Source organism: bacterium, assembly GCA_035703895.1.
Lineage (GTDB): Bacteria > Sysuimicrobiota > Sysuimicrobiia > Sysuimicrobiales > Segetimicrobiaceae > Segetimicrobium.
In genome coordinates, this window is the sequence record DASSXJ010000011.1 from 20,618 (window position 1) to 32,288 (window position 11,671).

Below are 11,671 nucleotides of genomic sequence, written 5' to 3' on the forward strand. Positions count from 1 at the left end.
CCGGTGCCGTTTCGCGACCTCATCGGGCAACACCACGCGCGCCTCGTCCTCAAGCGCGCGCTCGAGAGCCGGAAGGTGTCTCATGCGTATCTCTTTGTCGGCCCGGTCGGGGTGGGACGGCTGGCGGCGGCCCGGGCCTTCGCGCAGGCCTTGTTGTGCACGGCCGGGGGCAGTGACGCGTGCGGCGTGTGCGGACCTTGCCGGAAGGTCGTGAGCGGCACGCACCCCGATCTCCGGATCATCGCGCCGGGGCGGACCGAGACCGGAGCGGAACGCCGCGCCGTCGCCATCGATCAGGTCCGGGACCTCAAGCGCGAAGCGGCGTATCCCCCCTACGAGGGACCGTGGAAGATCTTCATCATTGAAGACACCGAACAGATGCGGGCGGAGGCGGCCAACAGCCTCCTCAAGGTGCTGGAGGAGCCCCCTGCGAGCATCGTGATCATTCTGCTCTCGGAGTCCACCGAGGCGCTTCTGCCGACCCTTGTCTCTCGTGCGCAGGTGGTGCGCTTCACGCTCGTGTCCGCCAAAGAGATCGCGGACGCGCTCGCGGCCCGAGCCGGGGTGCCGGCCGAACGGGCCCGCTTCCTCGCCGCGATGGCGGGCGGCAGGGTGGGTGCCGCTCTCGAGGCCGCGCGGGCCGGGGAGGACGCGTTTGCCCGACGGCAGGACGTCCTTCGGACCCTTGACGCGGTCGAAGGCGGAGATGTGATCGCCGGCCTGGATGCCGCGGAGGCGGTCGCGAAGCAGAAGGACGAGATCGAGCGGTGGCTCGATATCGCCCTCCTATGGTATCGCGATCTTGCGGTCTGGCAGGTGGTGGGGGATCCGGCGCTCCTGACCAATCTGGATCAGCGCGGGAAGGTGGTCGAACGGGCCCGGCGGGCCCGTCCCGAAGACCTCACGCGGACGATGGACGCGATCGAGCAGGCGAAGGCCGCCCTGCGCCGAAACATCAACCCGAGGCTCGTCCTGGAAACCCTGTTCACCCAGATGGGAGCGGCGGCGGGACATCCCGCAGCATAAAGAGGATTGTCGGTGCGCGTTCTCTCGTCCATCGCCGTGATCGCAGCCGTTCTCATCTTCTGTGGAACGCCGGTTGTCGGGGCGGACGATCCGGAACGCGCCGTGTTCCTGTTGCAGGTCGTCGCCCGGAATAACGGGTCGTACCAGAGCGCGGTGTACGGCACCGCCTTTTTCATTGCCGGCGACGGCACCGCACTGACGAACAGCCACGTCGTCTATCTAGCGCAGCGCGAGCCGGCGCGGTACCAGCTGCTTGCCGTCGTCAACCAGGAGTTTTATTCGGCGTCGATCGTGTGCGCGAGCCGGCTCGGGCACGATCCGACGAATCCCGGCCTGAACGTCCACCCCGGCCGCGACATCGCCAAGATCAGGCTCGTTCCGTCGGCATTTCCGTTCGCGCGGTGGCGCTTGTTGCTGCCGGGCGGCCAGCGGCTGCTCAGCGTGACCGCCCACCGCGACGGCCTGCCGCAGTTTCCGTTTCTGCCCGTCTCCGGCCGTCCGAGCTCCGGCGACCAGGTCCGGGTGATCGGCTTCGGCCACCTCTTCCCGGGTCCGCCCCGATGGACCGCGACGGGACAGGTGCTCGGGATCGACCACACCATCGATGGGACCGAGATCTTCGGCGTCGATTTCACGGGCCCTATGGAGCCCGGCAACAGCGGATCTCCCGTCCTCAACCCCCAGGATCAGGTCATCGGGATGTGGACGTGGTACTCCGTGACCGATGCGAACATCGGAATGGCGATCAGCAACACCGCGTTCCACGTCCCCTGTCTCTAGCCGGTGTGCGGCCCGTGGGCCGTCAGTGGATGAGCGCGCGGATGATGATGAGTGCAGCCAGGAGGATCAGCCCCACCACCCACCACGGAATGCTGCGGCGCGCACGCGCCGCCCCACGATCGGGGGCGTTCGCGCAGGTGTCGCAGTAGTTTCCCGTCCTCAGGCGAACGAGGCAGGCTTTGCAGAGCGCCTTTCCGCATCGCCCGCAGTAGCCGAGCGCGGTGCGGTCGGGATGGGTGGCGCACTTCACCGGGGCACCTTCGCCCGTTGCCGAGGCCGCTTCGGCGCCGGCCGCAGCCGCTTGAGGATGCCCATGTTCTTCCGGTCGGGGCCGGTCTGCTCGAACCCCGGCGTCTCGATAAATCCCGGCAGGTCCTTGAGCGCGGGATGGGCCAGGATCGCGCGGAACCCTGCCCGTCCGATCTCGCCCTCCCCGATGTTTTCGTGTCGGTCGAGGTGGGATCCGAGCGCGGCTTTCGAGTCGTTGAGGTGCAACGCCTGGAGCCGCCTGAGGCCGATCACGCGGGCGACGGCGCGCACCATGGCATCGACGCCCGCGGGGGCGCGGAGGTCCCACCCGGCGGCAAACAGATGGGCCGTATCGAGGCAGATCCCGAGGCGGCGGCGCTCCCCGGTCTCATCGACGATCTCCCGCAGTTGCTCGAAGGTGCCGCCGAGGCTTCCCCCCGCGCTGCCCTCCAGCAGCACCATCGCACTCGTGCTCTCCCGGAGCGCCGCACGGAGCGCCCAGGCGATCCGCGCCCGCGCATCCGGCCAGGGACTTCCCATGGGGCTCCCGATGTGCGTGATGGCCGCGCGGCCGCCGAGGGCGTCCATCCCCTGCAGCGTGTGAACGAGCGACACGACCGAACGCCGGTAGAGGTGGGGATCGGGCGAGGCGAGATTGATCAGGTACGAGGTGTGGGCGACGAGCGGATCCAAGCCGGCCGCGTCCCTCCTGCGGCGGAACTCCTCGAGCTCGTCCGCCGGGTAGGAGACGAGGCGCCACTGTCGCGGGCTGCCAAAGAAGATCTGCAGGCACTCGCACCCGAGCGCCTGGGCGCGGGGCACCGCATCGCAGAGGCGGCCGCTGATCGACACGTGGGCGCCGAGGGGCACGGCCACTGGTTCGGGAGCGCGCGGGGCAATCTCCTGCGAAACGACGCGCCCGCCCCGACGATCCGATCGTGCGGACCAGCAACGCGCGGCCGGAGTGGGCGATCGCGGATGGATATGATGAGGGAGATGACGGCACCGGCGGCAAAGTCTGCTCCTGTGAGGTGATGGGATGAAGGTCGAACCCTTCGCGCTCGAGCGGTGGATGACGCGCCACGAGCTCCGCGCGCGGTACAACATCGCCGAGAGCGGCATCCTGCCGCTGCGACTTGCCGACCTTCTCGGCTGGCTGCCTCCGGACGAGCGCCGGGACACGCTCGACCGCCTGGTCCAAATGCCGCTCGACTACTGCGAAGCGGTCGGCACGCACGAGCTGCGTTCGCTGATCGCCGCCACCTACGTCGGTTGCGATCCCGACAATATCCTGGTCACCGCCGGGGCTATCGAGGCGAACTTCCTGTTGTTCAATGCGCTGCTCGACCCCGGTGACCACGTGGTCGTGCCCTATCCCGCCTACCAGCAACTCTACAGCGTGCCGCGGGCGCTCGGGTGCGATGTCTCACTGTGGAAGGTAGGGCCCGAGAGCGGCGACCGGTACGACACGGACGGGCTGGCGCGGCTCCTTCGGCCGAACACGCGTCTCGTCGTCGTCAATTCGCCGCACAACCCCACCGGCGCGGTCCTCCCGCCGGAGGGGGCGCGCCGCGTGTACGCGCTGGCGGAGTCCGTCGGGGCCAGGGTGATCTCCGACGAGGTCTATCGCTGGCTCACCGTTCCCGGCGGCGACCCGATCGCCCCGCCGATGTTCGAGCACGGGCCCCGCGGTCTGAGCGTCGGCACCGTGTCCAAGCCCTTCGGGTTGCCGGGCCTGCGCATCGGCTGGATCGCAGCGCCTGTGGATGTCGTCTCCGCCTGTGTGGCCCTGCGCGATTATGTCTCGCTGAGCCCCGGCCGGCTCAACGACGCGATCGCCCAACTGGCGCTCCGGCACCGTGAGCGGATCATTGAGCGGAACACCCAGATCATCGCCGCCAATCTGCGCGCGACCGCACAATGGATCGCCCGGCACGCACCCATCCTGTCTTGGACGCCGCCGCGCGGAGGACTCCTCGCGCTGCTGCGCTACCAGCTTGAGATTCCTTCGCTGGACCTCGCCGATCGGCTCGCGACCGAGCACGGTGTCATGCTGGCGCCGGGCTCCGCTTTCGGGTATGAGCACCACCTGCGCATCGGCATCGGCCAGGACCCGGATGTCTTTCAGGCCGGCCTGGATGCGGCGAGCCGCTGCTTCGCGCGGCTCAGGGAGGAGGGCGTCGATGGACGAGCACCCGCGGTGGGGGTTCAGCACTCTGGCGATTCACGGAGGCGGGATCCCTGACGCCAACAAGTCCGTGGTAACGCCGGTCTACCAGACGGCGACGTTCCGGTACGACTCGGTCGAAGAGGGAGCGCGCCTCGGCGCAGAAACCGCGCCCGGCTATTTCTATACGCGCTGGGGGAACCCGACGACCTCCGCGTTCGAGCAAAAGGTCGCGCTCCTCGAAGGCGGGGAGGCCGCGCTGGCCACCTCATCCGGGATGGCGGCGATCGCCACGGCGGTGATGAGCCTGGTGCGGGGCGGTGATCACGTCGTCGCGCCGAAGGCCGTGTATCAGGCAACATTCGGCCTGCTCGACTCCGTGCTGCCCGCGTACGGGGTGGAGGCGACGTTCCTCGACGACCCGGACGTCGGCGCCTACGAGCGCGCGGTGCGGCCCAACACGAAGCTGCTCTACATCGAAACGCCGAACAATCCCCTGCTCGGCGTCATCGATATCGCGGGCGTGGTGGCGCTCGCGCGAGGCTGCGGCGCGCGCACCATCGCGGACAACACCTTCGCGACCCCGTACAATCAAACGCCGCTCGGGTTGGGGGTCGACCTCGTCTGCCACAGCGCGACGAAGTACCTGGGCGGGCATCACGACGTCACAGCCGGGGTGATCGTGGGATCGAGCGAGCTGATCCGCCGGTGCGTCCTCACGATGCGGACGTTCGGAGGCGTCCTCGATCCATTCGCCGCGTACCTGCTGATCCGGGGGCTCATGACCCTGGGGTTGCGGGTCGAGCGGCACAACGCCAATGCCTTCACCCTCGCCCAGCACCTCGCCGTTCACCCCAAGGTGGCGCGCGTCTACTATCCTGGGCTGCCCGAGCATCCCCGCCACGCGGTCGCGGCCCGTCAGATGTCGCGCGGATTCGGGGGCATGCTCAGCGTGGAGGTGCGGGGCGACGTCGCCGCCGGCGCCAGGTGCGTGGAGGCGCTGCGGGTGGGAAAGCTCGCCGTGAGCCTCGGGGGGGTCAGCACGCTCGTGACCCACCCGGCGTCAACGACGAGCGTGAATATGCCGCGCGAGGTGCGCCTCGCGGCCGGGATCGCAGACGGCTTGATCCGCATCTCCGCTGGAGTGGAAGATATCGCAGACCTCATCGACGACTTCGATCAGGCGCTCGGCCGCGTATGAAATAGCCCACTTAGCGATCGGCACCATGGTCTGGACGTATGCCTCCGCGGGGCATGCCGCCCCACGTGGCGAGGCGCTGAGACAACTCAGCGCTGGCCCGCCCATCGCGTAATCAGCGGAGGGATCTGCGTGAGGGATGTGACCCGTTCCGTCGGCACCGCCGGTCCCGCAAACGTCGCGTTCGCGGGATTGGGCTCGATGTCCACCAGGATCGACCGCATGCCGACGGCGTGGGCCCCCGCGATGTCGGCCCGCAGGGTATCTCCGATCATCACGGCGGAATCGGCCGGCGCTCCCCAGACCTCGAGGACGTGGGCAAAGATCTCGGGGTGGGGTTTGACCCGTCCGAACCCGGCCGACGTCACGAGTGGGTCGAAGTACTCGGCGATCCGAAGCTTGGCTGTGATGTCCAGGATGAGCATGTGGCTCGTCGCGTTGCTGATCATGCCGAGACGCAGTCCACGATTTCGGAGGTGTGCAAGGGTCTCGAGGGCATCCGGGTAGAGCCGGCTCAGGCGGACCTCCGGCTCGAAGAAGACGGCCTCGGCGCGCCGGATCGTGTCCGCGTCGGTCGGGAGCCCGCTAGACGCGAACGCCCGGGTGAGTGCATCAGCGGCGATAACCTCCCTCAATGTTTCTTCCGAGCGTCGCCAGCCGTCGAGGCGGATTTCGAGGAGACGCGCCGTGAGCGCCTGCGGGTCTCGGCATCCCCACTCGGATGCGGCGAACCGTGCAAGCGCGCCGCATTTTTCCCGTTCGAGTTCCAACCCAGTGCGGTGGATGAGCGTGCTGCCGAGATCGAAGATGACGCCCTGAATCGACATGCCCATCCTCGTACGGCGCAGGCAGGGATTGCTCCTCCACCCCCGAACATGCCCGCAGGTATGGCTGCGGATCCACTCCCCGGCAGGAAACGATTGCGCGTTGCCGTCTTGTTGGGAGGACCGTCGCCTGAACGCGATGTCTCGTTGGCCAGCGGCCTCCAGGTGATCCAGGCCATCGATCCCAACCGCTACGACGCGCTCCCATACGAGATCACCCGCGAGGGAAAGTTCCTGCCGCGCCCCGATCTGCTGCGGCTCGCCGGTCCCGGGGGGGCGGGCGCGTCTCCACAGGTCGGGCATGTCCCGGCAGCCGTCGAGTCGACGGCGCTGGCACCTTACCGGATCGAGGACGCGGTCGGGGACGGCACCGTGGACGTGGCGTTCATCGCGCTGCACGGGCCGTACGGTGAAGACGGGACGATCCAGGGGCTCCTGGAGTTGCTCGGCATTCCCTACACGGGCTCCCGGGTGCTGGCCAGCGCGCTCGCGATGGACAAGCTGCGTAGCCGCCAGGTCGGGATGACCGCCGGGTTGCCGTTTCCCGCGTCCGTAGTAGTCGACGGCGGCGCGTGGCCGGGCAACCGGGCGAAGGTGCGGTCGCAGGTCGCGAAAGAACTCAAGTTTCCCTGCGTGGTCAAGCCCAATGCGCAGGGGTCCAGTATCGGGGTCACGATCGTGCGCGGCGCGGATGCGCTTGTCCCAGCGATCGAGGAGGCGCTGCAGTACGGGGAGGTCGTGCTCGTCGAGGAATACCTGCGGGGGACGGAGCTCACCTGCGCCATTCTCGAGGATCCCAAGACGGGCATCCCGGCGGCCCTCCCGCTCGTCGAGATCGTGCCACGGCGCGATTTCTTCGACTATCAGGCGAAGTACATGGGCGCCAGCGAGGAGATTGTTCCCGCGCGCGTGCCCGCGGCCGTGGCCCGGCAGGCGCAGCAGCTCGCCGTGCGCGCCCATCGGGCTCTCGGGTGCGAAGGGATGTCGCGGGTGGATATGTTCGCCAGCGGGAAGAAGATCGTGCTGCTCGAGGTGAACACGATCCCGGGCCTGACTCCGGGGAGCCTCCTGCCCAAGGCCGCGGCGGCCGCCGGCATCGATTTCCCCGAACTCGTCAACCGGATCATCGGCAATGCGCTCCGGCGGAAACGGACCCGTCCTCCGAGCCCGGGAGCCTGAGGGCATGGCCCGGCTCCGCCGGAACGAGTACGTCAAGTCCCACGCGCTGGGCAACGACTACCTCGTCATGGATCCCCGCGTCCTCTCGTTCCGCCTCACGCGGTCTGCGGTGCAGGCGATCTGTCACCGGAACTTCGGCGTGGGGTCGGATGGGATCCTTACGATCGAGCGGTCCCGGCGCGCCCTATTCGGTCTGCGCGTGTTCAACCCCGACGGGAGCGAGGCCGAGAAGAGCGGGAACGGCGTCCGGATCTTCGCGAAGTGCCTCTGGGACCATGGGTACACACGCCGCAGGATCTTTGACGTCGAGACCCGGGGCGGCATGGTCTCGATCACCCTCCGCCTGCGCGGCCGGCAGGTGCAGAACATCACCGCCGGCATGGGGCGTGCGACGTTTCGGAGCCGTGAGATCCCCGTGGCGGGGCCGGACCGGGAGGTCGTCGACGAAGAGCTCACGCTGGGATCCCAGCAGTTTCGGATCACCGCCGTGTCCGTGGGGAACCCCCACTGCGTGATTTTCGTGGATGATCTCGAATCGCTCGATCTCGCTCACGTGGGCCCCATGCTGGAGCATCATCCGATGTTTCCGAACCGCACGAACGTTCAGTTCGTGCGGGTGGACTCGACCAGCCGGGTGGCGATCCGCATCTGGGAGCGGGGCGCCGGCGAGACGTTGGCTTCGGGGAGCAGCAGCAGTGCGGTCGCCGCCGCGTGCGTCCGTCACAGGTTCACCGGCCGGGACGTGACGGTGCAGAGCCCCGGCGGCGTTCTCCGCGTACACGTCGGCGCGGACTTCGATCTCCGGTTGACCGGCCCCGCGGAAGAGACGTGCCGGGGCACCATCAGCGCCGACTTGGCCGCGCGTCTGCGACGATAGCGATGAGACCGATTCTCTACGTGATCCTGGACGGATTGGGCGACCGTCCTGTGCCTGCGCTCGGGGGACGGACGCCGCTCGCCGCTGCGGCGGTCCCGCATTTGACGGTGCTGGCCCGCCGCGGACGCACGGGGTTGGTGCAGACGGTGGGGAAGGGCATCGCCCCCGAATCCGACGTCGCCGTCACGGCGATCCTCGGATACGATCCATTCAAGTACCATACCGGTCGCGGGGTGTTTGAGGCGGTGGGCGCGGGGATGCCGTTTCAGGACGGTGACCTCGCGTTGCGGGGGAACTTTGCCACGGGGGGCGAGGGGCTGCGCATCGTCGACCGGCGGGCCGGTCGGGATCTGACTTCGGAGGAGGCGCATGCGCTGGCCGACGCGGTGACCCGAGAACTACAGTTGGACTCCGTCCCCGCCGATCTCGAGGTGCGGGCCAGCATCGGACACCGCTGCGGGGTGGTCATGCGCCGACACGGTGGGCGGCTCTCCGGAAAGATCAGCAACACCGACCCGGCCTACGCCCGCGTGGAAGGACTCGGTGTGGCCCGCGCGCAGGCGGGGGACATGACCGAGGAATGCACGCCGCTCGATTCCAGCGAAGAGGCCCGCGCCGCCGCCGCCCTGGTGAACGAGTTTACCCGGAGAGCCCATGAGCTGCTGGACCGGCACCCTGTGAACCAGCGTCGCCGCGCCGCCGGCAAGATGCCGGGGAATTTGATCCTGGTGCGGGATGCGGGGGACCACCTCCCCACGATGCCGCCGATCGCCGAGCGGTTTGGGGTGCGGTTCGGCTGCTTCGTCGAGATGCCGGTGGAGCGGGGGATCGCGCAGCTGACCGGGATGCGCGTGATCCCCGTCCCGCCGAGCGGCGCGGATAAAGCGACGGTCTACGCCGAGTGGGCCCGCACGGCGATCACCGAGATCACGCGAACCGGAGGTTTGTATATTCACATCAAGGGACCCGACGAGCCGGGACACGACGGCGACGCGGATGCCAAACGTGCCGTGATCGAGCTCATCGATCGGGCGTTCTTCGGGACCCTGCTCCCTCAGATCGACCTTGAGAAGGTGCTCATCGCCGTGACCGCCGATCACGCCACCCCGTGCGAGCTCCACAGCCACTCCGACGACCCGGTCCCGCTGCTACTGGCGGGCGGAGGGGTAACGTCGGACGGAAGCCGCGAGTACAACGAGGCGGCCTGCGCCCACGGCAGCCTCGGCACCCTGATGGGGGTCGAGATCATGCCCCTGCTGGTCAAGATGGGGGGCGCAGCCTAGGCAGCGCCGCGCTCGAGTGCGACCACGCACTCAACGTGATAGGTGTGGGGAAAGAGGTCGAGCGGCTGGACGGTGCGGATCGCATACCCGGCGGCGGCCAGGTCTTCGAGATCGGACGCCAGGGTCGTGGGGTTGCAGGAGACGTAGAGGATCCGCGATGGCGCCGCGGCGATAACCTTCCGCATCACCCGGCTCCCCGCGCCGCTCCGAGGCGGGTCGAGCACGAGCAAGTGAGGCGCTCCGGCCCGGCCCACCAGGTCCGGAAGGAGGCGCCGGACGTCCCCCGCGGCAAACTCCACGTTCCCGATCGCGTTCTGGGCCGCGTTTTCACGAGCGGCTTCGACGGCGGAGGCGGCGATCTCCAACCCGTACACCCGTTGTGCCCGAAGCGCGAGAGGGAGCGAGAACGTGCCGACCCCACAGTAGAGGTCGAAGACCGTCTCGTGTTCCCGCGGTTCTGCGAGCGTGCCGACCGTCTCGACCAACCGTTCCGCCTGCACGGTGTTGGTCTGGAAGAATGTCTCGAGGCCGATCCGGAACCGGAGGCCCGCGAGCTGCTCGACGATGTACGGCCGGCCCGCGAGCACGGAGACGGCGGTCAGGGGAAGGCCATCCGACGCCCCGGGATTGACCCCGTGCAGGACGCTCATGACGCGGGGGACGGTAGTGCGGACGCGGACGGCGAGGTCGCGGGCCGCGGGGACCTCTGGCGCCGTCGTGATCAGCGCGACCATCATCTCGCCGCTGCGCCGTCCCTCGCGGATGACCAGCTGTCTGAGGAGCCCGGTGTGATCGCGCGCATTGTACCGGGACAACCCCGACGCGCGCGCCCATTCCGTGGCAACCCGAAGGATCTCGTTCGCCGCCTCCGACTGGATCAGACAAGCGGTGATGGGGACCACGCGGTCAAACGCCCCTCGCCGATGCAGCCCCAAGGTGGCGTCGGGGTGGAACGTAAACTCCATCTTGTTCCGATACCCCCAGGGATCGACCGCCGGGAGGATCGGCCTGACGTCGACGTCACGGAGACCGGCGATGTGGGTTAGGCTTTCGCGGACGATGCTCTCTTTGGCGCCGAGTTGATCGGTGTACCCCAGGTGCTGCCAGACGCATCCACCGCAGGGGCCGAAGTGGGGGCAGGGCGGCGACACGCGCGCCGGCGCGGGTGAGGCGACCTGAATCAGGTCCGCCTCGGCGTAGGCGGCTTTGACGCGCCACAGGCGCGCGCGAACACGATCCCCCGGGGCCGTATCCGGCACGAACACCACGAATCCATCGATGCGCCCCACGCCACGACCGCCGTAGGCCATGCGGTCGATCGTGAGCTCGATCTCGGCGCCACGGCGGAAGGGCGGGTGGCGCTGCGCCACCGCCCGCTCCATGGCCTCATCTTACCATGGAGCTGACGCGCGTATCCGACCATTGCGCAGCCCACCACTCTAGCAGGGAACCCACACCGGAGCCGATGAAATTGACACGACCAATCGTCCGTCGTGCCAGAAAACAGGGTGAGAAGTATGTGGAAGAGGCGCACGCGCCGCGGCTTCAGACACTCATCGAATCCTCAGACGCCCGTCCCTGTGCCGGATCAATCCGCTCAGCCGGCGCCTGCGATGCCGCTCCCAACCGCCGCGGTCCCTTCACTGGCCTCGCAGGCCAGAGAGAAGCCCAAAGTCGACATACACCCTTTGATGGCGAGTTGTCACGATCGCCGAGTGGGGCAGCGACGCGACAGATAGTTGGACCCGGCCCTTCCGCCACGGGCACATAACGGGTGCAGCAAATATGGCGAGGCACATGGCGGGTCTCCTGCAAGAACGTCCGCCGACCGAAGTGGCGCAGAAAATGCAAACGGCCCGCGAGTGTGTCCGCGCCAAGTACAACAAGCTTGATACGCTACACCGCCGTCTCGACACAGAAGTCAGCAAAGATGTGGCGGGGGGCCACAACTACACCATCGCGTCGACCCTGTACGTCCTGCTTGTCGATTGCCGTTAACGCCGGGCATCCTGCGCGTCATCACGCCACTGTGAACAGTCATACGTCGATTGATGATCTCCGTTGAATAACGTTGGCTTTCCATTCACA

The 11,671-nt window shown here is 68.1% G+C and carries 12 protein-coding genes; 8 read left to right on the forward strand and 4 right to left on the reverse strand.

The genetic code is table 11. The features are described 5' to 3' along the window. Positions 1 to 3: 3 nt before the first annotated feature. Positions 4 to 1,026: a DNA polymerase III subunit delta' gene (gene holB / locus VFP86_00785; GenBank protein ID HET8998159.1), complete on the forward strand. Its 1,023-nt coding sequence runs from the start codon at positions 4 to 6 to the stop codon at positions 1,024 to 1,026. 12 nt (positions 1,027 to 1,038) lie between these two features. Further along, positions 1,039 to 1,806 (forward strand): serine protease, encoded by a 768-nt coding sequence (locus VFP86_00790; protein HET8998160.1) that lies wholly within the window; start codon positions 1,039 to 1,041, stop codon positions 1,804 to 1,806. Between the two features lie 22 nt (positions 1,807 to 1,828). On the opposite strand, the gene VFP86_00795 is transcribed toward VFP86_00790, so the two are convergent. Both VFP86_00795 and VFP86_00800 read right to left on the reverse strand, forming a co-directional pair. After that, the gene (locus tag VFP86_00795) at positions 1,829 to 2,056 is read right to left on the reverse strand and encodes a hypothetical protein (protein HET8998161.1); all 228 of its coding nucleotides are present in this window, start codon (positions 2,054 to 2,056) and stop codon (positions 1,829 to 1,831) included. Next, entirely contained in the window at positions 2,053 to 2,931 is an 879-nt protein-coding gene (locus VFP86_00800) for a deoxyribonuclease IV (protein ID HET8998162.1), read from the reverse strand. The genes VFP86_00795 and VFP86_00800 overlap by 4 nt, the downstream gene beginning before the upstream one ends. Positions 2,932 to 3,094: 163 nt before the next feature. Here VFP86_00800 and VFP86_00805 point away from each other — a divergent pair, with 163 nt between their 5' ends. Both VFP86_00805 and VFP86_00810 read left to right on the forward strand, forming a co-directional pair. Continuing rightward, positions 3,095 to 4,300: an aminotransferase class I/II-fold pyridoxal phosphate-dependent enzyme gene (locus tag VFP86_00805; protein ID HET8998163.1), complete on the forward strand. Its 1,206-nt coding sequence runs from the start codon at positions 3,095 to 3,097 to the stop codon at positions 4,298 to 4,300. Further along, on the forward strand, positions 4,239 to 5,423 hold the full coding sequence (locus tag VFP86_00810) for an aminotransferase class I/II-fold pyridoxal phosphate-dependent enzyme (GenBank protein ID HET8998164.1): 1,185 nt from the start codon (positions 4,239 to 4,241) through the stop codon (positions 5,421 to 5,423). The genes VFP86_00805 and VFP86_00810 overlap by 62 nt, the downstream gene beginning before the upstream one ends. An 86-nt stretch (positions 5,424 to 5,509) precedes the next feature. Here the strand turns inward: VFP86_00810 and VFP86_00815 are convergent, their stop codons facing one another. Further along, positions 5,510 to 6,247, reverse strand: a complete 738-nt coding sequence (locus tag VFP86_00815; GenBank protein ID HET8998165.1) for an HAD family hydrolase — start codon at positions 6,245 to 6,247, stop codon at positions 5,510 to 5,512. 93 nt (positions 6,248 to 6,340) lie between these two features. Here VFP86_00815 and VFP86_00820 point away from each other — a divergent pair, with 93 nt between their 5' ends. The 3 genes from VFP86_00820 to VFP86_00830 are packed head-to-tail and all read left to right on the forward strand — an operon-like array spanning position 6,341 to position 9,583. Continuing rightward, positions 6,341 to 7,423: a D-alanine--D-alanine ligase gene (locus tag VFP86_00820; protein ID HET8998166.1), complete on the forward strand. Its 1,083-nt coding sequence runs from the start codon at positions 6,341 to 6,343 to the stop codon at positions 7,421 to 7,423. Positions 7,424 to 7,427: 4 nt separating this feature from the next. After that, positions 7,428 to 8,300, forward strand: coding sequence for a diaminopimelate epimerase (dapF, locus tag VFP86_00825; protein HET8998167.1), 873 nt, complete (start codon positions 7,428 to 7,430; stop codon positions 8,298 to 8,300). Between the two features lie 2 nt (positions 8,301 to 8,302). Then, positions 8,303 to 9,583, forward strand: a complete 1,281-nt coding sequence (locus VFP86_00830; GenBank protein HET8998168.1) for an alkaline phosphatase family protein — start codon at positions 8,303 to 8,305, stop codon at positions 9,581 to 9,583. Here VFP86_00830 and rlmD read toward each other — a convergent pair. After that, entirely contained in the window at positions 9,580 to 10,965 is a 1,386-nt protein-coding gene (rlmD, locus tag VFP86_00835) for a 23S rRNA (uracil(1939)-C(5))-methyltransferase RlmD (GenBank protein ID HET8998169.1), read from the reverse strand. The two genes, VFP86_00830 and rlmD, sit on opposite strands and share 4 nt — an antisense overlap. A 403-nt stretch (positions 10,966 to 11,368) precedes the next feature. Here rlmD and VFP86_00840 point away from each other — a divergent pair, with 403 nt between their 5' ends. Next, positions 11,369 to 11,581 carry a hypothetical protein gene (locus tag VFP86_00840; GenBank protein HET8998170.1) on the forward strand — a complete coding sequence of 71 codons (213 nt, stop codon included), beginning with the start codon at positions 11,369 to 11,371 and terminating at the stop codon, positions 11,579 to 11,581. The last annotated feature ends 90 nt before the right edge of the window (positions 11,582 to 11,671 follow it).

Bases quoted from the DNA above. Each gene is read 5' to 3' on its own strand.
- VFP86_00805 (HET8998163.1), top strand. From the start codon at position 3,095: ATGAAGGTCGAACCCTTCGCGCTCGAGCGGTGGATGACGCGCCACGAG.
- VFP86_00810 (HET8998164.1), top strand. From the start codon at position 4,239: ATGGACGAGCACCCGCGGTGGGGGTTCAGCACTCTGGCGATTCACGGA.
- VFP86_00815 (HET8998165.1), bottom strand. From the start codon at position 6,247: ATGTCGATTCAGGGCGTCATCTTCGATCTCGGCAGCACGCTCATCCAC.
- dapF (HET8998167.1), top strand. From the start codon at position 7,428: ATGGCCCGGCTCCGCCGGAACGAGTACGTCAAGTCCCACGCGCTGGGC.
- VFP86_00830 (HET8998168.1), top strand. From the start codon at position 8,303: ATGAGACCGATTCTCTACGTGATCCTGGACGGATTGGGCGACCGTCCT.
- rlmD (HET8998169.1), bottom strand. From the start codon at position 10,965: ATGGAGCGGGCGGTGGCGCAGCGCCACCCGCCCTTCCGCCGTGGCGCC.
- VFP86_00840 (HET8998170.1), top strand. From the start codon at position 11,369: ATGGCGAGGCACATGGCGGGTCTCCTGCAAGAACGTCCGCCGACCGAA.